The organism is Brachybacterium vulturis (assembly GCF_002407185.1).
Classification (GTDB): domain Bacteria; phylum Actinomycetota; class Actinomycetes; order Actinomycetales; family Dermabacteraceae; genus Brachybacterium; species Brachybacterium vulturis.
This window is the reverse complement of sequence record NZ_CP023563.1, coordinates 374,659-395,292: the sequence shown is the minus strand read 5'-3', so window position 1 is coordinate 395,292 and position 20,634 is coordinate 374,659. Positions and strand designations below refer to the sequence as shown.

The window sequence follows — 20,634 nt, the reverse complement described above, 5'->3', positions numbered from 1 at the left end:
CCTGGTTCTCGGCCGCTGCGATGCGGCCCTCTCGACGAGCGTCACTGTACGTGGGGCGCGAGCGCGGGTGCCACGCGTTGCCACGTGATGCGGTCGGTGAGGGCAGCGGGTGAGGAGATCGGGCGACGAGCGCGGGCGGCGAGAGTGAGGTGGAGGAGCGAGCGAAAAGATCTGGTCGAGCAGGGGCACTCGGAGCAGTGCATGTTCATGCATGTGTGTCGTAGGTCTACTCGGATTCGGTTTGTCCGACAATCGATTTGCGCGCCCTGACCTGCAATGGTTACCGGGGCGTTACCCGTCAGGTGGCTATGTCGCAGGCAGTGTGCGAGTATCTATGCGGCTCCATGTGCGACCGAGCCGCGGACCGCCCCGGGAGGGGCGACGGGCCGCGGCCGCCGTCCCGTCCCCGGAGCAGGTGCCAGGCACCGCCCGGGTCGACGACGACCGGACGGCATGCCAGGAGTCGTTTGCCGGTCGGCCCGCTGCAGGGCCCCGCCCAGAGCTCAGCGCGCGCTGCGCCGCTCGCGGAGGACCGGACGCTTGTGATCGGTTTGTCCGCGACGAAAGGAAGTACCAGTGCCGCCCGCGCCTTCAGGGGAGATCGTCCAGCTCGGAATCATCGGAGTCATCCTGCTCCTGCTCCTGTTCTACGGGGGCACGATGTGGATGTCGGTCTCGATCTCCCGCAAGCAGGAGAACGCCGACGACTACATGACCGCCGGCAACAAGATCGGCTTCGGCGTCTCCGCCGCCTCGATGACCGCCACCTGGATCTGGGCGTCCTCGATGTACGCCTCGGTGACCGCCGGGTACACCTACGGCGTCTCCGGCCCCATCCACTACGGGCTCTGGGGCGCGCTGATGATCCTGTTCATCTACCCCTTCGGCAAGCGGATCCGCGCCGTCGCCCCCCGCGCCCACACCCTGGCCGAGGTGATGTACGCCCGCCACGGCCGCTCCTCGCAGCTGATGCTCGCCGGCTCCAACGTGCTCGGCTCGGTCATCTCCCTGACCTCGAACTTCATCGCGGGCGGCGCGATCATCGCGATGCTCTCCCCGCTCAACTTCGGCGCCGGCATCCTGATCATCGCCGCCGGCGTGCTGCTGTACACCCTGTGGTCGGGCTTCCGCGCCTCCGTCCTCACCGACTTCGCGCAGGTCGTGGCGATGCTCGGCGCGGCCGTGATCATCATCCCCGCGGTCTTCTTCCTCGCCGGCGGGCCCTCGATGTTCGCCGAGGGCCTCGCCAGCGGCAACGTCACCCCGCAGCAGGAGAGCTTCTTCTCCTCCGACGCGTTCTTCAACCAGGGCGCCCCGTACATCGCCGCGGTGCTCGCCTACGCGATCGGCAACCAGACCATCGCCCAGCGCCTGTTCGCGGTGCGCGAGGACCTCATCAAGCCCACCTTCATCACCGCCACCGTCGGCTACGGCGCGACCGTGATCGGCGTGGGCATGCTCGGCGTGATGGCGCTGTACCTGGGCATCGAGCCCGCCGGCGGCGACATCAACAACCTGATGCCGCAGATGGTCGGCACCTACCTGCCCGTGGCCCTGGTGGCGCTCGCGTTCATCATGATCATCGGCTCGCTGTCCTCGACGGCGGATTCCGACCTCTCGGCGCTCAGCTCGATCGTCATGACCGACATCTACGGCCAGTCCGTGGGGCGCAAGAACGTGAACCCCAAGCTGATGGTGCTGATCGGCCGGATCACGATGATCGTGGCCACCGGACTCGCCCTGTACTTCGCCACCGCGAAGTTCAACATCCTGGACCTGCTGGTGTTCGTCGGCGCGCTGTGGGGCTGCCTGGTGTTCCCGGTCATCGCCTCCTTCTACTGGAAGAAGGTCACGAACCTGGCGTTCTCCGTCTCCGTGATCGCCGCGCTGGTCGTCTTCCTGCCGGTGCGCTTCCAGCTGATCCCGCTGACCGGCGTCTGGGCGCTGGTGGTGGAGCTGCTGGCCATCGTCGGCGTCGGCGTGGTGCTCGGCATCATGGCCTTCGGCTTCTTCGGGCTGCGCCCGGCCGTGATCGTCGGCATCGTCGCGAGCGCCGCCGTGCTGCCCTTCGGGTTCGGCTTCCTGCGCGACTACGAGACCCTCTCCGGCTCGCTGGTCGCCTACGCGGTCTCGTTCCTGGTCTGCTACCTGCTGAGCTTCCGCTCGACGCAGGACTTCGACTTCTCGGTGATCCGCAAGGTCACCGGTGACTTCGACGAGGAGACCCCCACCGCCGACGAGACCGGCGCCGCGGAGGAGAACGGCGAGGACGACGACCGCGCGACCGTCGCCCCCGGCTCCGACCGCTGACCCACTGACCTCCTGAGAGGAGACGCTCCATGACTGCTGTGCTGACCGCCTACGTGCTGATGTGGCCGGTGATCGTGTTCGGTGTGCTGTTCACGATCGTCCGAGGCTTCGCCAAGGACATCAAGAAGTCCCGCGACCAGGGCCACCCGATCATCTGATCGGGGTTCCTCCCGGCAGCCGGCCTGCCGGGCGCCCGAGCCCGCCTCCCCGTGACCCCCGTGATGCGAGGGGTCACGGGGAGTTCTGCGTCCGGGCCCGGGGGAGTTCTCCCCATCGACGGTCCCGGCACGGGCAGTCAGGCTGGAGGTACGACAGACCCGGAGCGGATGATGCCGGGAGAGAACGAGAGCGACCAGGAGCCCGGATGACGAACGCACGGACCACGACGGACCGATCCACGATGAAGCTCGGTGAGGCCCCGAAGACGCTTTGGATCGGCCTGGTCATCGGGCTGATCGCCTTCGTCGTGAACCTCTCGTTCTCCTCCACCAGCTCGGAGAACGGCGTGATGACATCCTGTTCGTACTTCGACATCGCCGCGCTGGGGGCCGCAGTGGCGTGCGTGGTCTGCGGCATCGCCTCCGCGGTGCAGCGCCTCAGGCGCCCCGAGCGGTATCCGTTCACGGCCTGGGTCGTCTATCTGCTCTCGGCGGTGCTGATCGTGCTGAGCGTCATCCACGCGCTGCGCGCCTTCGGCATCCTCGGCGGGCCCTGCTGAGCCGATTCAGGGCACCATCCACCCCGCGGCCCGGAACAGCTCGTACCACTCGGCGCGCGTCAGCGGCACCTCGGAGCCGGCCGCGGAGTCGCTGACCCGCTGCGGGGTGGTGGTGCCGAGCACCACCTGCATCTGCGCGGGATGGCGGGTGATCCAGGCGGTCGCGATCCCCTCGGGCGTGACGTCGTACTTCGCCGCCAGACGGTCGATCACGGCGTTCAACTCGGTGAACTCGGGATGTCCCAGGAACACGCCGTCGAAGAACCTCGCCTGGAACGGGGACCAGGCCTGGACCGTGATGTCGTGCAGCCGGCAGAAGTCGAGGATCCCGCCGCCGTCGCGGACGATCGCCTGATCGGTGCCCTGCATGTTGGCGGTCACGCCCTGGGCGATGAAGGTCGAGTGCGTGATCGACAGCTGCAGCTGATTCGCCACGATCGGCTGGTCCAGATGCTTCTGCAACAGCTCGATCTGGCGCGGGGTGTGGTTGGAGACCCCGAAGTGCTTCACCTTCCCGGCCGCCTGCAGCTCGTCGAACGCGCGAGCCACCTCCTCGGGCTCCACCAGGGCGTCGGGGCGATGCAGCAGCAGGATGTCGAGGTAGTCGGTGCCCAGCGCGCGCAGCGACCCCTCCACCGAGCGGATCAGGTGGTCGTAGGAGAAGTCGAAGTACGGCCCGTCGGTGACGATCCCCGCCTTGGACTGGATCGTGACCTGCTCCCGCTCGGAGGGGGTCAGCTGCATCGCCTCGGCGAAGCGCTCCTCGCAGCGATGGGTGGCGCCGCCGTAGATGTCGGCGTGGTCGACGAAATCGATGCCCGCGTCGCGCGCGGCACGGACCAGGGAGCGGATCTCCTCGTCGGACTTCTCCGCGATGCGCATCAGGCCGAGCACCACGTTCGGCGCGGTGATCTGGGTGTGCGGCATGGTGAACTGCTTCATGAGGACCTCGGATCGCTCGGGGCGGGGTACCGGTCCCGGGCCGAGGGGCACGGGCCGCGATCGCCGCACCGAGGGGTGCGACGCTCACTGACGAGCCTATGCCCGCGCAGGACGGCGCGTGACGAGGATGCTCCGCCTGCCTACAGTGGAGCAGGTGACCTCCCGCCCGCCCAGCTCCCCGTGCGCGTCCCCCTCGGCGCGCCCGCGACGGGCCGGCGCACGCCTCACGATCACCATCGCCTCCCTGGCGATGATCGGGCCGTTCTCGATCGACTCGATCTTCCCGGCCTTCACCCGCATCGGGGCGGAGTTCAGGGCCGACGAGGTGGCCCTGCAGCAGCTGGTCTCCAGCTACCTCGCCGCCTTCGCCGTGATGTCGATCTTCCACGGACCGCTCTCGGACGCTCTGGGCCGCAAGCGGGTGATGGTCGGCGGCCTGGTCATCTATCTGCTCGGCATGTTCGGCAGCATCCTCGCGCCGAGTCTGGGCTCCCTGGTGCTGCTGCGGGTGCTGCAGGGGATGAGCGCCGGGGCCGCCACCATCGTCTCGCGGGTGGTGATCCGCGACCTGTTCGACGGGGCCGAGGCGCAGCGTCTGATGGCGCGGGTGATGATGATCTTCGCCGTGGCCCCGGCGATCGCCCCGATCATCGGCGGCTGGCTGCTGCTGCTGGGGGACTGGCGCTGGGCGTTCGCGGGCGTGGGGCTCTACGGCGCGGTGGTGCTGGCGCTGACCATGACGCTGCCGGAGACCCTGCCGCCCGAAGACCGCACCCCCTTGCGGGTCCGCTCCCTGCTGGGCTCTCTGCTGCACGTGGGACGGTCCCCGGTGATGCTGCGGATCGCCGCGGCCACCGCGTTCGGCTTCGCCGCCCAGTTCCTGTTCATCGCCGGCGCCTCGCTCTACGTGGTGCAGCTGCTGGGGCTGGGGGAGCAGGACTTCTGGGTGCTGTTCGTCCCGCTGATCGCCGGGCTGATGAGCGGCTCCTGGGTGGTGGGCCGCGTCGCGGAGAGGATGCTGCGCAGCCGGCTGATCACCATCGGGTTCCTCGGCATCGTCGTCTCGACGACGGTGAACCTGCTGCTGGTCTCGTTCATGCCGGGGCCTCCCGGGGAGCTGTCCCTCGCCCTGCTCCCGGCGATGATCGGGCCGGTCCTCATCGCCTTCACCGTCGCGCTGGTGTTCGCCCCCATCCAGCTCGAGGTGCTGGATCTGTTCCCGCACCAGCGCGGAGCCGCGGCGTCCCTGGGCACCTTCTTCGCCCTGGTGCTCAACGCCCTGCTGGCAGGGCTGATCGCACCGCTGGTCAGCAGCTCGCTGGTGAGCTTCGCCCTCACCGCGCTCGGCTTCGGCCTGGCGGGCCTGGGGTTCTGGACCTGGCACCTGCGCAGCCGGGCCCGCGCCCTCCACGAGGCGACCGGCCAGTGATGTCCGCGCCGCCGAGCACCGAACCGGCCGGACAGCCACGGATCAACCTTTCGAAGGATCACACGGGCGAAGCGGCTCTCTACCGTTGAAGGCATGAAACGACTGCTCAGCACCGCCTTCGCCTACATGATCCTCGGCCTCGTCTCGGGCCTCTTCTACCGCGAGTACACCAAGGCCACCGACACCGTCGGCGTCGACTCCCAGCTCAGCACCCTGCACACCCACTTCCTGGCGCTGGGAATGCTGGTGTTCCTGATCGTCCTCGCCCTGGACGCGGTCCTCTCCCTCAGCGGCCGCCGCGCCTTCAGCGTCTTCTACTGGACCTACAACATCGGGCTGCTGGTCACCGTGGCGATGCAGGCCGTGCGCGGCATCCTCACCCTGGACGGGCAGGATCCGACCAGCACCTCGGCCGCGATCCCCGGCATCGCGGGACTGGGGCACATCATCCTCACCGTCGGCCTGGTCGCCCTGTTCGTCGCACTGGGAGCAGCGGTCACCGAGCGCAGCAGGGCGCTCGCCGAGGGGACCTCGGTCCCGGCCTGATCCGCGGCGGCCCCCGGCCCGCCGGCTGCGCTGCCCGGCTCGGCGCCCGGTGCGCTCCCGGGCTCGGCGCCCGGCGGGGCGGGGCGGGCGCGCGGCCGGGTACAGTCACAGGTGCACGTCAGGCAACGATCGGCCTGTCGACTCGGCAGGTCCCGGTCCGCGACTCCATCCATGTCCACGCACCGAGGGAGCCCCCATATGACCACCCCTGCCCCCACCGCCCCCGACCGCAACCTCGCGCTCGAACTGGTCCGCGTCACCGAGGCCGCCGCCATCGCCGGCGGCCGCTGGGTGGGCGCCGGTGACAAGAACCGGGCCGACGGCGCCGCGGTCGACGCGATGCGCTCCTTCATGGACACCGTCCGCATGGACGGCACCGTCGTGATCGGCGAGGGCGAGAAGGACGAGGCCCCGATGCTGTTCAACGGCGAGGCGGTGGGCGACGGCAGCGGTCCCGACGTCGACGTCGCCGTGGACCCGATCGACGGCACCCGCCTCACTGCGCTCGGGTACAACAACGCCCTGGCCGTCCTCGCCGTCGCGGAGAAGGGGAGCATGTACGACCCCTCCGCCGTGTTCTACATGGAGAAGATGGTGGTGGGACCCGAGGCCGCGGAGTACGTGGACCTGCGCCTGCCCGTCGAGCAGAACGTCAAGCTGGTCGCCAAGGCGCTGGACAAGCCCGTCAACCAGGTCACGGTGTGCGTGCTCGAGCGTCCGCGCCACGAGCCGCTGGTGGAGGAGATCCGGGCGGCCGGGGCCCGGGTCAAGTTCATCATGGACGGTGACGTGGCCGGGGCGATCGCGGCGGCCCGCGGCGCCGGGGTGGACATGCTGCTGGGCACCGGCGGCACCCCGGAGGGCATCATCGCCGCCTGCGCGGTCAAGGCCACCGGCGGCATGCTCCAGGGCCGGCTCGCCCCGACCGACGATGCCGAGAAGCAGAAGGCGCTGGACGCCGGTCACGACCTCGACCGGGTGCTGACCACGGACGACCTCGTGACCTCCGACAACTGCTACTTCGCGGCCACCGGCATCACCGACGGAGATCTGCTGAAGGGTGTGCGCTACCAGCGCCACCGCATCTTCACGGAGTCCATCGTCATGCGCTCCACCTCGGGAACCGTCCGCATCGTCGAGGCGGAGCACCGCCCGGAGAAGTGGGGCCGCTGGCTCGAGGACTGAGCGACGTGCTGCGAGCTCGCGAGCGGCAGGAGCTCGGTGGATCGGGCAGAGACTGAGCGACGTGCTGCGAGCTCGCGTGCGGTAGGAGCTCGGTGGATCGGGCGGAGACAGAGCGACGTGCTGCGAGGCTGACCCCTCGGGCACCGGAGGCGCAGTGGATGGTTTCCTGTGAGTCGCCTTGCAGATGGAGTCACGCTGACGAGAACTGTGCCTACTCTGGACACATGGCCACCTCCTCATCAGAGATCCACGTCGCTGTCGACCTCACCGTCCTGACCCTCCGGGACGGCGCGCTGAACGTGCTGCTGATCCAGCGCGAGGACGAGCCCCATCGCGGTGCCTGGGCCCTGCCCGGCGGCTTCGTCCAGCTCGGTGAGGATCTGGACGGGGCCGCCTACCGGGTGCTCGCCGATGAGGCCTCGCTGGGCAGCGGCGCCGTCCACCTCGAGCAGGTGCGGACCTTCGGCACCCCCGGCCGCGACCCGCGCGGCCACGTGGTCTCGGTGGCCTTCATGGCGCTCGGCGCGGATCTGCCCGACCCGCGCCGCGGCGAGGACGTGGCCGACGCCCGCTGGTGGTCGCTCCAGGAGCTCGCCGAGGTGACTCTCGCCTTCGACCATGCCACCGTGCTGGAGTGCGCCGTCGAGCGGGCCCGCAGCAAGCTCGAGTACACCACCCTCGCCGCGACCTTCCTGCCCGAGGAGTTCACCATCTCCCAGCTGCGCGGGGTGTACGAGAGCGTGTGGGGCACCACTCTGGACGCGGGCAATTTCCACCGCAAGGCCACCCGCACCGAGGGCTTCCTGGAGGAGCTGGACCGGCATGCCGCGCCCACCGGCGGTCGCCCCGCCCGCCTGTATCGGGCCGCCGGCGGCACCTCGCTGATGCCGCCGCTGCTGCGCTCCGGCGACTGAGCGGACCCGCGCCCGCCGTGGCGCGCTCGCGGCTGCGCGAGGGCGGGCGCACCATGGCAGGATCATGCCGTGACCGATGACGCCGCCCTCCTCGCCGCCTACGCCTCCCACCGCGAGCAGGTGCACGCCCTCGCCCGCGCGATCCACGCCGACCCCGAGACCGCCTTTCAGGAGCAGCGCGCCCACGACCGCTGCGCCGACCTGCTGGAGGGCGCGGGCTTCACGCTCGAGCGGGGGGTCGCCGATCTGCCCACCGCCTTCCGTGCCACCCTCGGCACCGGTTCCCTGGTCGCCTCGCTGTGCGTCGAGTACGACGCCCTGCCCGACATCGGCCACGGCTGCGGGCACAACCTGATCGCCGGCGCCTCGCTCGGCGCGGCCCTCGCGCTCGCCGAGCAGCTCGCCGACCTCGACGTGACGCTCCAGGTCATCGGCACCCCCGCGGAGGAGCACGGCGCCGGCAAGCAGCTGCTCCTGGATCGCGGCGTCTTCGACGGCGTGCACCTGTCGCTGATGAGCCACCCCACCCCGCACACCGGCACCTACGACGTGCTCGGCTCCACCAGCCAGGCGGTCGGCCGCTGGCGCGCCACCTTCACCGGCCGCGGCGCCCATGCCGCCGCCAATCCCGCCGACGGGATCAACGCCAATGACGCCGCCGTGATCGCCCAGGTGGCCGCCGGCCTGCTGCGCCAGCGGATCCGGGACGGCCAGCGCCTCGCACTGGTGCCCCAGCAGTCCGGGGTCACCAACATCGTCCCCGAGACCGCGGTGATCGACCTCGAGTGCCGCGCGCTGACCATGCCGGAGTTCGAGGAGCTGCGCCGGCAGCTTCTCGCCTGCTTCGAGGGCGCGGCCCTCGCCACCGGCACCACCCTCGAGATCACGAGCAGCGAGCCCGTCTACGAGCCGCTGCTGCAGGACGAGGTGCTCGGCGCCGCCTGGAACGCGGCGATGCGTCGGCGCGGCCGGCCGCTGAACGGCTCGCTCGGCATCATGGCGGCCTCCACCGACATGGGCAACGTGTCCCGGCGGGTGCCCTCGCTCCACCCCTTCGTCGGCATCACCGGTGCCGGCGGGGCCCTGCACACGCGCGAGTTCGCCGCGCATGCCGACTCCGCGGAGGGCTACGGCCTGATGGACGACGCCGCGATCGCGATGGCCGGCGTGATCCGGGACGTCGCCGCGACGCCGCTCTCCCGCACCGCGCTCCTCGCCCGCGCGCAGCAGCTCACCGTCGGCCCGTGAGGTGAGGGCGCGTCACTTCTGCGGCGTGCTCAGTCGCAGGTGCCGTCCGCCGCGCAGGTCGCGCCGCCCTCGAAGGAGCCGCCGAGCAGCGTGCTGAGCGAGGTCAGGGGAGCGGGGGCGTCACCGCGCCCTGCCTCGGCGGGCCCGTCGTCCGGCGCCGCCGTGCTCCGTTCCTCGTCCGGCGTGCTCTGCCCCCCGCCTGGCGTGCTCCACTTCTCGCCCGGCGTGCTCATGCCTGGGCCCGCTCGCCCTGCGCCTCGTCGGCGATCTGGCGCAGCGCCTGACGGAACGCCTCCGTCGGCAATGCACCGGGGGCCGTGTACTTGCCGTTGAACAGGAAGAACGGTACCCCGCGAGCGCCCAGGGAGGCGGCCTCGCGCACCTCGGACTCGACCTGCTCGTCATGTGTCTGCCCCGCATGGGCGGCCCGGGCCACCTGCTCGTCCAGACCCGCCCCGACCGCGCGGGCGATGACGGCCTCGGTCTCGAACGGATTCGCGATGCCGGCGAAGTAGCCTCGCTGCAGCTCCATGAAGAACGTGGTGGCGGCGTCGGGCCCGCGCGCCTCGCCGAGCGCCTGCATCACCCGGTGCACGCCGCGGGTGTTCGCCATCGGGCGTCCGATGACGTACTCGCGACCCATCTCCCGTGCCATCTCCTGGAGCTGCGCCTCCATCTCGTGCACCTTCTCCTCCGGCATCCACCCGGAGTCGACCATGAGCGCGACGTTGTCCTTGACGGAGTCGGTCGCAGCGGTGGGGACGAGCTCGAAGGAACGGGCGCGGAGACGGACCTGGTCGGTCAGGCCCTCGGCCTCGATCGCGTCGTGCAGACGGGACTCGCCGATGTAGCACCAGGGGCACACCACATCGGTCCACACGTCGACGGTGATCAGCGGCGACGTCGAATCGTCCGTCGGGACGGATGCCTGGCTCATCGTGCTCCTCTGTGCGGGATCGGTGCCGGCGGCAGCGCCCCCGGTCTCGGTCAGAACCGTACTGTGCCGGGATGTTCGAGCGGGGCACCTTTCGCTCGCGGCGCAGTGGTCACGGGGCCGTCCGCGAGCATGGATTCGAGCGGCTCCTCCCGAGAGCCTGACCGGGAGCCGGCTCCTTCCGAGAGCCTGGTCGGGAACCGGCTCCAGGGCGACAGGTATGCCGATATCGCCGTACCGGTCGCGGTGACGCCAGTACCCGACCATGCTCCGGCCCGGTCGCTCCGGCCCGGTCGCTCCGGCCCGGTCGCTCCGGCGCGGGCGCGGCGCGGGCTCGGCCCCGCGAGAGCTGCGCGTCGGCGCAGTCCACGCGTGTGAGGAGCCGATGAGAGCGTCCTCATCAGCGGTTCATCCTCACCTCATCGTCACTTGCCAGTCTTCTGCGTGTCACCGAACGACCAGGAGAGCCCGATGGACACCACGATCGCGCTGTATTCCCACGACTCCGTGGGGCTGGGGCATTCCCGGCGCAACCGCGCCCTCGCCCACGCGCTGGCCGAGCAGCTGCCGGCACTGACCGGCGGGAGCGTCGGCGGTCTGCTGATCGCCGGCCACCCCGACGCCGGCCGCGACCCCCTCCCCGAGGGATGGGACTGGCTGGTGCTGCCGGGCATGACCCGCACCCGCGGCGGCTATCGCGCGCGCCGCCTCGGCCTCGGCGGCGATGCCCTGCGGGACCTGCGCAGCGCCACCATCGACGCCGCCCTGGCCGTGCTGGAGCCGGATCTGTTCATCGCCGATCGCCACCCCTTCGGCATCGACGGCGAGCTGCGGCCGGTGCTGGCGAACCTCCGCTCCCGCGGCACCGCCACGGTGCTGGGACTGCGCGAGGTGCTCGACACCCCCCGCGCGGCGGCCGCCGAATGGGACGGACTGGGCGGCGCCGAGCTCGTGGCCTCCTACCTCGACGCGGTCTGGGTCTACGGCGACGCGCAGGTCTACGACCCGCGCCGCACGGGGGAGCTTCCGCCGTCGCTGGCACGGAAAGCCACTCTGACCGGCTATCTCTCCAACGGCCGTCCCGCCGCCCGTCCCCTCAGCCCCGCGCGCAGCTCCCTGGCGCCGACCCCGCCGTACGTGCTGACCGTGCTGGGCGGCGGCTCCGACGGGGCGGAGCCGGCCCGTCTCGCCGTGAGCGCCCGACTCCCCGCCGGCCACCGCCACCTGCTGATCACCGGACCCCAGATGCCCGCACAGGACATCGAGGAGATCCGCGAGCTGGCCGAGATCGCGGACCGGGCCGCGGGCACGGAGGGGGCCACCACCGTGCAGCGCAGCGCCCCCGACGTCCCCGAGCTGATCGCCGAGGCTGCCTCCGTGGTCTGCATGGGCGGCTACAACACGATCGCCGAGGTGATGGCCACCGACACCCCCGCCCTGGTGGTGCCCCGGTACCGCCGCCGCCAGGAGCAGCCTCGCCGCGCCCGGGCCCTCGCCGCCGTCGGCGCCCTCGAGACCTGCGATCCCGAGACCCTCACCGCCGCGGATCTCACCGCCTGGTGGAACCGCTCGGTCACCGACCGCACCGACCGCTCCCACATCGATCTCGACGGGCTGGGCGTCGTCCCCCGGCTCGCCGCCGAGCTGCTGCCCGCATCCGTCCCCGCCCACCCGGAGGTGTCCCGCCATGTCGGCTGACCGCACCCATCGCATCGCCTACGTGCTGAAGATGTATCCCCGCTTCTCGGAGACGTTCATCGTCTCGGAGATCCTGGCCCGTGAGGCCGCCGGCGAGGAGATCGTGATCTTCTCCCTGCGACCCCCGGCCGACGCCCGCTTCCACCCCGAGCTCGCCCGGGTGCAGGCTCCCGTGATCCAGGTGGGCCGCTCCTCGAGCCCGCGTCGCCTGTGGGAGACGTGGGGTGCGGCGATGGCCGAGCCGGAGCTCGCCCGCGGCACGGCCGCTCACCTGGAGGAGCTGGTGGGCGCCGGCGTCGATGACGCCGAGCAGGCGCTCGCCGTGGCGCTGCTCGCCCGCGAGCACGGGGTCACGCACCTGCACGCCCACTTCGCCTCGATGGCCACCACCGTCGCCCGGCTCGCAGGCCTGCTCACCGACCTGCCGTACTCCTTCACCGCCCACGCCAAGGACATCTTCCACCACGACGTCCAGCCCGAAGATCTCGCCCGCAAGCTGCGCGACGCCGACCACGCCGTCACCATCAGCGAGTACAACCGCGAGCACCTGCGCTCCCGGTTCGGCACCCACGACACCGCCCACCTGGAGCTGGTGCGCAACGGCCTCGAGCTCGAGCGCTTCCCCTATCGACGCCGCGGCGCACTGCCCGCGGTGCCGGTGCTGCTGGGGGTGGGCCGCCTGGTCGAGAAGAAGGGCTTCGACCAGCTGATCGACGTGGTCCGCGACCTGCGCGAGGAGGGCCGGGAGGTCCGCGCCGAGATCGTCGGCGACGGCCCGCTGCGCGCCCACCTGGCCGCCCGCATCACCGAGCTCGGCCTCGAGCAGCAGGTGCACCTGCTGGGCCCGCGCACCCAGGAGGAGGTGCGCCGCCTCCTGGAGGAGGCCGACCTGTTCGTCGCGCCCTTCGTGATCGGGGCCGACGGCAACGCCGACGGACTGCCCACGGTGCTGCTGGAGGCGATGGCCACCGGCATCCCCTGCGTCGCCGCCTCCGTCACCGCCGTCGGCGAGGTGATCCTCGAGGGCCGCACCGGCTGGCTGGTCCCGAGCGGGGACACCCCGGCGCTGGTCGAGGCGGTCCGTGAGGCGCTCGACCCCGCCACCGACCGGCTCGCCCGGACCGACGCGGCGCGCGAGCTGGTCGTCGCGCACTACGACTCCCGCTCCCAGGCCCGTCGACTGCGCGAGCTGGTCGCCCGCTCCGCGCACCGCAACATCCTCACCCAGCCGCTCGAGGCGGTGCCCGCCGACCCGGCGGCACCGGGCCCGAGCACCACCCCGCAGCTGCTGTCGCCCGCCTCCTCCCCGTCCCTCGCGGAGCCGGCGGCACCCATCGGAAGGAGCCTGTCATGAGGATCGCCTACGCCCTGCTCGACCCCGGCATCGGGGTCTTCGGCACCAAGGGGGCCTCCGTGCACGTCCAGGAGGTGATCCGGGCACTGCGCGCCGAGGGCCACGAGGTCACCGTGTTCTGCACCCGCACCAACCAGGACGTCCCCGCCGATCTCGCCGACCTCGAGGTGCACCGCCACCGCCTCCCCGCGGGCACTCCCGCCGAGCGGGAGCAGGCCGTCGCCGCGGCCTCGGCCGAGATCGCCCGGGAGATCGCCGCCGGCGGCTTCGACCTGGTCTACGAGCGCTATTCGCTGTTCTCCGACACCGCCGCCCGCCTCTCCGCCCCGACGGATCCCGGCAGCCGCGCGATCCCCTCGATCCTCGAGGTCAACGCGCCGCTGATCGCCGAGCAGCGGGAGCACCGCAGCCTCGCCGACGAGGAGGGTGCGCTCGGGGCCACCCGTCGCCAGCTGCACGGCGCGAGCCTCGTCTCCTGCGTGAGCGAGGCCGTCGCGCAGTGGACCCGTGAGATGGGCGCCGCTCCGGAACGGGTGGTCCTGACCCCCAACGGCGTCAACACCACGCGCATCACCCCCGCGCCGCGACCGCTCGCGGTGTCGGCACCGGACGCCCCGGTGACCGTCGGCTTCGTCGGCACCCTCAAGCCCTGGCACGGCACCGACCTGCTGCTGCGCGCGATCGCCCGCACCGAGGAGCGCCTGCGCCTGGACATCTGCGGGACCGGGCCGCAGCAGGGCGAGCTCGAGCGCCTCGCCGCCGAGCTCGGGATCGCCGACCGGGTCCGCTTCCGCGGCGCCGTCGCGCCCGCACAGGTCCCAGGCATCCTCCACGGCCTCGACATCGCCGCCGCCCCGTACCCGGCGGGCGAGCACTACTTCTCCCCGCTGAAGGTCTACGAGTACCTCGCCGCCGGCCTGCCCACGGTCGCCTCCGCGATCGGGACCATCCCGGCGCTGCTCGGCCACGGCACGCTGGGCGTGCTGGTCGAGCCGGGCGATGTGCAGGACCTCGCGACCGCCCTCGACGAGCTGGCCGCCGATCCCGGCCGCCGCGCCCACCTCGCCGTGCGCGCCCGGGACAGCGCGGTGGCCGAGCACGACTGGCGCAGCCGCTGCCGGGAGCTGCTGGGCCGCCTGCGCAGCGGCGCCCCGACCGAGGCGGTGGCCTGATGGTCACGAACATCCTCCGCCGGCGACGGACCCGCAGAGCCGAGCGCGGGACCGGCGCGGAGGGAGCCCAGCAGCCCCGTCGACGCCTCCTTCCGGGTCGCTCGGCGGTGCCGAGGAAGGAACGGCTGGACCCGTCGGCACTGCGCCGCACCCTGCGCATCATCCGCCCGCACCTGCCGCGCCATCTGCTGCTGTGCCTGGTGGGCATGATCGGGCTGCTGCTCGATGTCGCCTTCCGGGTGCTCGAGCCCTGGCCGCTGAAGTACGCGGTCGACGCTGTGACCTCGGCGCTCGGCGCGGACCTGCCCTCGGACGCCTCACCGTTCGGGCTGAACATCGAGCAGACCGTGATCGCGGCCGCCCTCGGGCTCGCCATCATCATCGGCGGCCGTGCCGCCTCGAACTACCTGGCCACCGTGTCCTTCGCGAAGGTCGGTGCGCGGATCGCCACCGAGCTGCGCACCCGCGTCTTCGACCACGTCCAGGCGCTGTCCCTGCGCTACCACTCCCGCGCCTCCATCGGCGACACCTCCCAGCGCCTGGTGGGGGACGTGGGCCGGCTCCAGGACGTCGCGGTCACCGCCGGTCTGCCGTTGATCGGGAACATCTTCACCCTGGCGGTGCTGCTGGTGGTGATGGTGCTCCTGGATCCGTTCCTGTCCGGCATCGTGCTCCTCACGGGCCTGGCCTACCTGCTGCTCTCGCGCCGCTCCTCCCCGAAGATCGTCCATGCCTCCCGCGGCACCCGCAAGGGGGAGGGCTCCCTGGTCGGCGCCGCCGCTGAAGCGCTCGGCGCGATCCGGGTGGTCCAGTCCTATGGCCTGGAGCAGACCGTCGCCCACGAGTTCGCCGGCGGCAACGAGAAGGCCATGAAGGCCGGGATCCGGGCCAAGAAGCTGGCCGCCGGACTCGAGCGCACGACCGACGTGCTGGTGGGCATCTCCCAGGGCGCGGTGCTGGTGGTGGGCAGCCTGCAGGTGCTGCGCGGCGCGATGAGCCCCGGCGACATGGTGCTGTTCCTGACCTACCTGAAGATCGCCATGAAGCCGCTGCGGGACATGGCCAAGTACACCGGTCGCATCGCCCGCGCCTCCGCCTCCGGGGAGCGCATCGCCGACCTCCTGGACGAGGAGATCGAGATCGTCGATCCCCCGATCCCGGTGCAGATGCGGCACGTGCGCGGCACCGTCGAGTTCTCCTCGATCACCTCACCGGACGGTCACGGCCGCCCGCTGTTCGAGGACCTGTCGCTGCACATCCCCGCCGGTCAGCACGTCGGGATCCTCGGCCCCTCCGGGGGTGGGAAGTCCACCCTGGTCTCCTACCTGCTGCGCCTGAACGAGCCGCAGCAGGGCCGGATCCGCGTGGGCGGCTACGACACCCGGTCGGTGAGCCTGGCGGAGCTGCGCCGCCATGTCGCGATCCTCCCGCAGGAGTCGGTGCTGTTCACCGAGTCGGTGCGCGAGAACATCCGCTTCGGCAGGGGGGATGCGAGCATCGCCGAGATCGAGGAGGCCGCGCGCCGCGCCGGCGCCCATGACTTCATCATGGGACTGCCCGAGGGGTACGACACCGTCCTCGGCAACCGCGGCGACACCCTCTCCGGAGGGCAGCGCCAGCGCATCGCGATCGCCCGTGCGATGATCCGCCGCGCACCCGTGGTCGTGCTCGACGAGGCCACCACGGGCCTCGACCCGGCCGCGAAGGCCCAGGTCAACGAGTCGCTGCGGGAGCTGGCCCGCTCCCGCACCACCATCTCGATCACCCATGACGCCACCACCGTGGCCGGGCTCGACCGGGTGCTGTGGCTGGAGGAGGGCCGGATCCTCGAGGACGGCCCCCCCGCCCAGCTCGCCGCCGACCCGGACTCGCGCTACTCGCGCTGGATGATCGAGCAGCGCAGCGACGAGGAGGACACGGGGCCGGCATCGCCCATCACCCCGTCGCCCGTCTCGTCAGCGCCCACCGCCTCGTCGGCACCCTCGGCGCCCACCACCCCCGTGCCGTCCGCCCCGACCTCCCAGGAGGCTCTCCGATGACCGCGACCGTGCCGTCCGTGCACCCCCTCGGCTCCCCGCTGGGGCTGCTGGTGGACCATGCCCGCCTCCCCGGCGCCGAGCAGGTGCTGGATCCCGCCCGGCTCTCGGCGCTGCTGGGCCGGGAGGTCACCCCGGACCGGGTGCGGATCAAGCCGGGCGCCTCGGTGCTGGTCGCTCACCGCGCCGCAGGATCCGCCGAGGAGACGCCCGGCCGGCCGCTAGAGGACGTCGGCTGGGTGCAGCTGCTCGCCTCCGCCGACAAGCGCCACAACCTCCTCTCCCGCGCCGCCCATCACCGTGTCGAGGTGCTCGAGCATCCTGCTGAGCAGGCCGCGGAGCCCGCTGACGGGAACGGCCCGTTCCTGCTCAGCGGCGGGATCGACAGCGACCCCCGGCTGGGCGGCGAGATCGAGCGCGTGCTCCGCCGCCAGAAGAGCGGCACGGCCCCGCGGGTGCTGAGCTACAACCCCGGCCGCCACGCGGTGCTCCTGCTGCCCGGCACCGGCGAGGTGCTCCGCGTGGCCTCCCGCCCGCTGGACGGACTGCTGCAGGTCGTCGGCCACTGGCGCGAGCTGGGCCTGCCCACCCTCGAGCAGCGCCGCTGGCGCGGCCGCTCCACCGTGCTCGTCGGCGAGCGCTGGGGCCACGGGGACCTCGCCGCCCTCGCCCCCCACCCGCTGTCCATGCCCGCGGCCACCCGGCTCGGCGGGATCATCGCCCGCCTCCACGCGGCCGACGTCTCCGGGCGGCCCCTGCCCGCGGCCCGCATCGGCAGCCCGATCCCCGCGACCAGCGCGGACGTCGCCGACCTGCTGCCGCACCGGGCGCAGCAGATCGAGCACCTCGTCGCCCGCCTGCGCTCCGTGCTGCCGACCGACGGCCCGCAGGTGCTGATCCATGGCGATCTCTCGCCCGATCAGGTGCTGCTGTCCGTCGACGAGACCGCAGTGCCCGGACAGGGCCGCCTTCCGCTGCGGGTCGTGGACCTGGACCGCTCGGGCCTCGGCCCGGCCGGTGTCGACCTCGGCTCCTGGCTCGCCTCCTGCCTGCTCGCCGGGGTCGAGGAGCAGGCCGCCGCCTTCCTCGGCGGATACGCCCGCCGCCGCGCCCTGCCCGCCGCGGAGGAGCTCGCGGCCTGGACCGCGCGCGCCCTGCTCGCCGCCGCCCTGGACCCCCTGCGGCGATACGGCGCGGACTGGCTGCCCGCCGTCGAGCGTCGGCTCGCGCTCGCCGAGGCGGTGCTGGAGCGTCCCGAGCGCCTGCCGCTGCCGGCCCCGGACCGCACCGCCGACGCGCCCGCCCCTACCCCCCGCGAGGCGGGCCGGGCCCCGCTGGTCCCTGCCCGGGTCGAGCACGACGGTGCCGTCCTGACGGTGCGCCGCGCCTGGGCGGACGACGGCCGGGGCCTGCCGCTGGAGCTCGTGGAGGAGCACGCGGACGGCGAGAGCGGGCCGCTGCGCGGGGCCCGTCTGGAGGCCGCCACCGGTCGGATCACCGTGTACGAGGCGGGCAGCGATCCCCGCCTGCCGGGCCTGGCCCGGGTGCTCGCCGCGCATCCCGGCGCCGTCGTCGTCTCCCACCGCCCCGGGAAGCGGGCCGTGGTGCGCCATGGCGAGGAGGGGGACGCGGTGCGGTACGTGAAGATCGTCCGGCCCGGTCGTGCCGCACGGCTGCTGGAGGCCATCGCCCGGGCCGAGGACTTCACCGGACCCTTCCGCACCGCGCGGGTGCTCGCCGCCGACGACGACACCGTCACCTTCGCCGAGCTGCCCGGCCACCTGCTGCACGAGGGGCTGCCCGTCGCCGACGGCAGCTGGCGCCGTGCCTGGCGCGACACCCTGGAGGCCTGGTCCGCTGCGGTCCGCGCCTCCCGCCGCCGCCTCGAGGGAATGGGCGAGGGGGCCGCCGACGGGCATGCCGCGGCTCCGGGGCACGAGACGGTGCACGGGCCCGAGGCCGAGGCCGCGGTGCTGACCGCCTGGTGCGAGCGGGCCGACGCCGTGGATCCCGCCGGTGCGCGGGCCCGCGGCCGGGCCGTCGCCGCGGCCCGCCGCGAGCTCGCCCGCGTCGACGGCGTCGAGCGGCCCGCGCTCATCCACCGCGACCTGCACGACAAGCAGATCCTGTGGCGGCCGGGAGAGCCTCCTGCACTGCTGGACGTCGACACCGCCGCCCTCGGCGACCCCGCCCTGGACGTCGGGAACCTGCGCGCCCACGCCCTCTGGCGCGAGCTGCAGGGCCTGTGGTCCCCGGACCAGGCCGAGGTGGTGCGCGAGGAGATCGACCGGGCGGCCCTGCACAGCGGTATCGGTCCCGAGACGCTCGCCGCCTACGAATCCGGCACCATCGCCCGCCTCGCCTGTGTCTACGCCTTCCGCCCGCAGTGGCGCGACCTGGCCCGGACCCTCGCCGCCACCCTCGACCCCCACCACCTCTCCGCTGCGGCGGACGAATCCCCCTCGCTGGGCGGCACCGCCACCCACCTCGAAAGGAAGATGTCGCGATGACCACCACCACTCTCTCCGTGATCGGTGTCGGATACCTCGGCGCAGTCCATGCCGCCTCCATGGCGGAGCTGGGCCACGAGGTCATCGGCCTGGACATCGACGCCGAGCGCGTCGCCGCGCTCCAGGCCGGGATCCCGCCCTTCCACGAACCCGGCTTCGCGGACATCCTGGCCCGGGGACTGGCCACCGGTCGGCTGCGCTTCACCACCGACTACGCCGACCTCGCCGGCGCCGAGGTGCACTTCCTCGGACTCGGCACCCCGCAGCGGGCTGACGGCTTCGGCGCCGACCTCAGCCACCTCGAGACCGCGGTCGACGCGCTCGCCGAGGTGCTGCCGTCCCGGAGCGGCGCCCCGACCCTGGTGGTCGGCAAGTCCACGGTCCCGGCCGGCACCGCCCGCCTGCTCGGCGAACGGCTCGCGCACCTCGAGGGCGTGCAGCTGGTGTGGAACCCCGAGTTCCTCCGGGAGGGATTCGCGGTCCAGGACACCCTGGACCCGGACCGGCTGGTCTACGGCGTGCACGATCGCGAGGACGCCGCCGCCGAGCAGGCGATCGCAATGCTCGACGGCGTCTACGCCCGGATCCTCGAGAACCAGCCGCCGCGCCTGGTGATGGGGTACGAGGCGGCCGAGCTGGTCAAGACCTCCGCCAACGCCTTCCTCGCCACGAAGATCTCCTTCATCAACGCGGTCTCCGAGATGTGCGAGGTCACCGGGGCGGATGTCACCGATGTGGCCCGCGCGGTCGGCATGGACGACCGCATCGGGGCGAAGTTCCTGCGCGCCGGCGTCGGCTTCGGCGGCGGCTGCCTGCCCAAGGACCTCCGCGCCTTCATCGCCAGCGCCGAGGAGCACGGCGTGGGGGAGGCGCTCGGCTTCCTGCGGGAGGTCGACGCGATCAACGACCGCCGCCGTGGGCGGGTGGTCGAGCTGGCCCGCGAGCTGCTCGGTGACCTGCACGGCCGCCGGGTCACCGTGCTCGGTGCGGCCTTCAAGCCCGACAGCGACGACGTGCGCGACTCCCCGGCCCTCGATGTGGCCACGCGACTGCGCGCCGCCGGCGCCGAGGTCACCGTCACCGATCCCGAGGGCCTCGAGAACGCCCGGCCCCGCATGGACGGACTAGCCGAGCTCGAGCCCGATCTCGACACCGCGCTGCAGGGCGCGGAGCTGACCGTGCTGCTCACCGAGTGGAGCCAGTACCGCGAGCTCGACCCCGCCCGCGCCGGTGCCCTGGTCACGGCCCCGCGCATGATCGACGGCCGCAACGTGCTGGACCCGCAGCAATGGCGGGCCGCGGGCTGGACGCTGCGCTCCCTCGGCCGCGCCGACGCGCTGCCGGCGCCCCGCCCGGGAGCGACCGACCGGCCCGAGACCGGCGAGCCCGAGGCTCGTCAGCCCGGGACCGACGAGCCCGGGACCGGCGAGCCCGGGACCCGCTCGGAGGATGCTCGCCACGTGGAGCCGGTGCCCGCACTGGTCTGAGCCCCGGGGGCGGCACAGCCGCTCCCAGGGCTCGCGCCCCCTCGCTGCCGCATGCCCGTGGGCCCATACCCCTTCATCGCGACATGCCCGCGGGCTCCCTGCCCGCCGGCCCGGCGTGGTGGTGGTCGGGTACTGGCGTCACGGCGATGGG

At 72.6% G+C, this 20,634-nt stretch carries 17 protein-coding genes; 14 read left to right on the top strand and 3 right to left on the bottom strand.

Features of this window, described 5'->3' with window-relative positions:
* Positions 1-660 precede the first annotated feature (660 nt).
* From CFK38_RS01735 to CFK38_RS01725, 3 genes are all read left to right on the top strand, one after another.
* Positions 661-2,310, top strand: coding sequence for a sodium:solute symporter family protein (locus CFK38_RS01735; RefSeq protein WP_218192357.1), 1,650 nt, complete (start codon positions 661-663; stop codon positions 2,308-2,310).
* 29 nt (positions 2,311-2,339) lie between these two features.
* A complete protein-coding gene (locus CFK38_RS17395) occupies positions 2,340-2,468 on the top strand; it encodes a putative transporter small subunit (protein ID WP_096801524.1) in 129 nt (42 codons plus the stop codon).
* 206 nt (positions 2,469-2,674) lie between these two features.
* Positions 2,675-3,028 carry a hypothetical protein gene (locus tag CFK38_RS01725; protein ID WP_096801523.1) on the top strand — a complete coding sequence of 118 codons (354 nt, stop codon included), beginning with the start codon at positions 2,675-2,677 and terminating at the stop codon, positions 3,026-3,028.
* A 6-nt stretch (positions 3,029-3,034) separates the two neighbouring features.
* On the opposite strand, the gene CFK38_RS01720 is transcribed toward CFK38_RS01725, so the two are convergent.
* Entirely contained in the window at positions 3,035-3,970 is a 936-nt protein-coding gene (locus tag CFK38_RS01720) for an aldo/keto reductase (protein WP_096801522.1), read from the bottom strand.
* 154 nt (positions 3,971-4,124) lie between these two features.
* Between CFK38_RS01720 and CFK38_RS01715 the strand changes: the two genes are divergently transcribed.
* The 5 genes from CFK38_RS01715 to CFK38_RS01695 all read left to right on the top strand — a co-directional run bounded on the left by CFK38_RS01715 (position 4,125) and on the right by CFK38_RS01695 (position 9,292).
* Positions 4,125-5,399 (top strand): MFS transporter, encoded by a 1,275-nt coding sequence (locus tag CFK38_RS01715; protein ID WP_245851181.1) that lies wholly within the window; start codon positions 4,125-4,127, stop codon positions 5,397-5,399.
* A 93-nt stretch (positions 5,400-5,492) separates the two neighbouring features.
* Positions 5,493-5,945 (top strand): DUF2871 domain-containing protein, encoded by a 453-nt coding sequence (locus CFK38_RS01710; protein ID WP_096801520.1) that lies wholly within the window; start codon positions 5,493-5,495, stop codon positions 5,943-5,945.
* Positions 5,946-6,143: 198 nt separating this feature from the next.
* Positions 6,144-7,130 carry a class II fructose-bisphosphatase gene (gene glpX, locus CFK38_RS01705; protein WP_096801519.1) on the top strand — a complete coding sequence of 329 codons (987 nt, stop codon included), beginning with the start codon at positions 6,144-6,146 and terminating at the stop codon, positions 7,128-7,130.
* 224 nt (positions 7,131-7,354) lie between these two features.
* Positions 7,355-8,044 carry an NUDIX hydrolase gene (locus CFK38_RS01700; RefSeq protein WP_096801518.1) on the top strand — a complete coding sequence of 230 codons (690 nt, stop codon included), beginning with the start codon at positions 7,355-7,357 and terminating at the stop codon, positions 8,042-8,044.
* Between the two features lie 69 nt (positions 8,045-8,113).
* A complete protein-coding gene (locus CFK38_RS01695; RefSeq protein ID WP_096801517.1) occupies positions 8,114-9,292 on the top strand; it encodes an amidohydrolase in 1,179 nt (392 codons plus the stop codon).
* 29 nt (positions 9,293-9,321) lie between these two features.
* Here the strand turns inward: CFK38_RS01695 and CFK38_RS01690 are convergent, their stop codons facing one another.
* Entirely contained in the window at positions 9,322-9,525 is a 204-nt protein-coding gene (locus CFK38_RS01690; RefSeq protein ID WP_096801516.1) for a hypothetical protein, read from the bottom strand.
* Positions 9,522-10,229 (bottom strand): DsbA family oxidoreductase, encoded by a 708-nt coding sequence (locus CFK38_RS01685; protein ID WP_096801515.1) that lies wholly within the window; start codon positions 10,227-10,229, stop codon positions 9,522-9,524. Before CFK38_RS01685 ends, CFK38_RS01690 begins: the two co-directional genes overlap by 4 nt.
* Before the next feature lie 468 nt (positions 10,230-10,697).
* Here CFK38_RS01685 and CFK38_RS01680 point away from each other — a divergent pair, with 468 nt between their 5' ends.
* Genes CFK38_RS01680 through CFK38_RS01655 form a run of 6 tightly spaced genes read left to right on the top strand, consistent with a single transcriptional unit; the run spans position 10,698 to position 20,483 of the window.
* Positions 10,698-11,924 carry a glycosyltransferase family protein gene (locus tag CFK38_RS01680; protein WP_096801514.1) on the top strand — a complete coding sequence of 409 codons (1,227 nt, stop codon included), beginning with the start codon at positions 10,698-10,700 and terminating at the stop codon, positions 11,922-11,924.
* On the top strand, positions 11,914-13,278 hold the full coding sequence (locus CFK38_RS01675) for a glycosyltransferase family 4 protein (RefSeq protein WP_096801513.1): 1,365 nt from the start codon (positions 11,914-11,916) through the stop codon (positions 13,276-13,278). Before CFK38_RS01680 ends, CFK38_RS01675 begins: the two co-directional genes overlap by 11 nt.
* Positions 13,275-14,450: a glycosyltransferase family 4 protein gene (locus CFK38_RS01670; protein WP_096801512.1), complete on the top strand. Its 1,176-nt coding sequence runs from the start codon at positions 13,275-13,277 to the stop codon at positions 14,448-14,450. The genes CFK38_RS01675 and CFK38_RS01670 overlap by 4 nt, the downstream gene beginning before the upstream one ends.
* Positions 14,450-16,489 carry an ABC transporter ATP-binding protein gene (locus CFK38_RS01665; protein WP_096801511.1) on the top strand — a complete coding sequence of 680 codons (2,040 nt, stop codon included), beginning with the start codon at positions 14,450-14,452 and terminating at the stop codon, positions 16,487-16,489. The genes CFK38_RS01670 and CFK38_RS01665 overlap by 1 nt, the downstream gene beginning before the upstream one ends.
* The gene (locus tag CFK38_RS01660; protein WP_096801510.1) at positions 16,486-18,996 is read left to right on the top strand and encodes a phosphotransferase; all 2,511 of its coding nucleotides are present in this window, start codon (positions 16,486-16,488) and stop codon (positions 18,994-18,996) included. Before CFK38_RS01665 ends, CFK38_RS01660 begins: the two co-directional genes overlap by 4 nt.
* The gene (locus tag CFK38_RS01655; protein ID WP_096801509.1) at positions 18,993-20,483 is read left to right on the top strand and encodes a UDP-glucose dehydrogenase family protein; all 1,491 of its coding nucleotides are present in this window, start codon (positions 18,993-18,995) and stop codon (positions 20,481-20,483) included. Before CFK38_RS01660 ends, CFK38_RS01655 begins: the two co-directional genes overlap by 4 nt.
* The last annotated feature ends 151 nt before the right edge of the window (positions 20,484-20,634 follow it).

What these genes read in the sequence shown, in the direction of transcription:
- CFK38_RS01735 (WP_218192357.1), top strand. Translation starts at nt 661, where the DNA reads ATGTGGATGTCGGTCTCGATCTCCCGCAAGCAGGAGAACGCCGACGAC.
- CFK38_RS17395 (WP_096801524.1), top strand. Translation starts at nt 2,340, where the DNA reads ATGACTGCTGTGCTGACCGCCTACGTGCTGATGTGGCCGGTGATCGTG.
- CFK38_RS01725 (WP_096801523.1), top strand. Translation starts at nt 2,675, where the DNA reads ATGACGAACGCACGGACCACGACGGACCGATCCACGATGAAGCTCGGT.
- CFK38_RS01720 (WP_096801522.1), bottom strand. Translation starts at nt 3,970, where the DNA reads ATGAAGCAGTTCACCATGCCGCACACCCAGATCACCGCGCCGAACGTG.
- CFK38_RS01710 (WP_096801520.1), top strand. Translation starts at nt 5,493, where the DNA reads ATGAAACGACTGCTCAGCACCGCCTTCGCCTACATGATCCTCGGCCTC.
- glpX (WP_096801519.1), top strand. Translation starts at nt 6,144, where the DNA reads ATGACCACCCCTGCCCCCACCGCCCCCGACCGCAACCTCGCGCTCGAA.
- CFK38_RS01700 (WP_096801518.1), top strand. Translation starts at nt 7,355, where the DNA reads ATGGCCACCTCCTCATCAGAGATCCACGTCGCTGTCGACCTCACCGTC.
- CFK38_RS01690 (WP_096801516.1), bottom strand. Translation starts at nt 9,525, where the DNA reads ATGAGCACGCCGGGCGAGAAGTGGAGCACGCCAGGCGGGGGGCAGAGC.
- CFK38_RS01685 (WP_096801515.1), bottom strand. Translation starts at nt 10,229, where the DNA reads ATGAGCCAGGCATCCGTCCCGACGGACGATTCGACGTCGCCGCTGATC.
- CFK38_RS01680 (WP_096801514.1), top strand. Translation starts at nt 10,698, where the DNA reads ATGGACACCACGATCGCGCTGTATTCCCACGACTCCGTGGGGCTGGGG.
- CFK38_RS01675 (WP_096801513.1), top strand. Translation starts at nt 11,914, where the DNA reads ATGTCGGCTGACCGCACCCATCGCATCGCCTACGTGCTGAAGATGTAT.
- CFK38_RS01670 (WP_096801512.1), top strand. Translation starts at nt 13,275, where the DNA reads ATGAGGATCGCCTACGCCCTGCTCGACCCCGGCATCGGGGTCTTCGGC.
- CFK38_RS01665 (WP_096801511.1), top strand. Translation starts at nt 14,450, where the DNA reads ATGGTCACGAACATCCTCCGCCGGCGACGGACCCGCAGAGCCGAGCGC.
- CFK38_RS01660 (WP_096801510.1), top strand. Translation starts at nt 16,486, where the DNA reads ATGACCGCGACCGTGCCGTCCGTGCACCCCCTCGGCTCCCCGCTGGGG.
- CFK38_RS01655 (WP_096801509.1), top strand. Translation starts at nt 18,993, where the DNA reads ATGACCACCACCACTCTCTCCGTGATCGGTGTCGGATACCTCGGCGCA.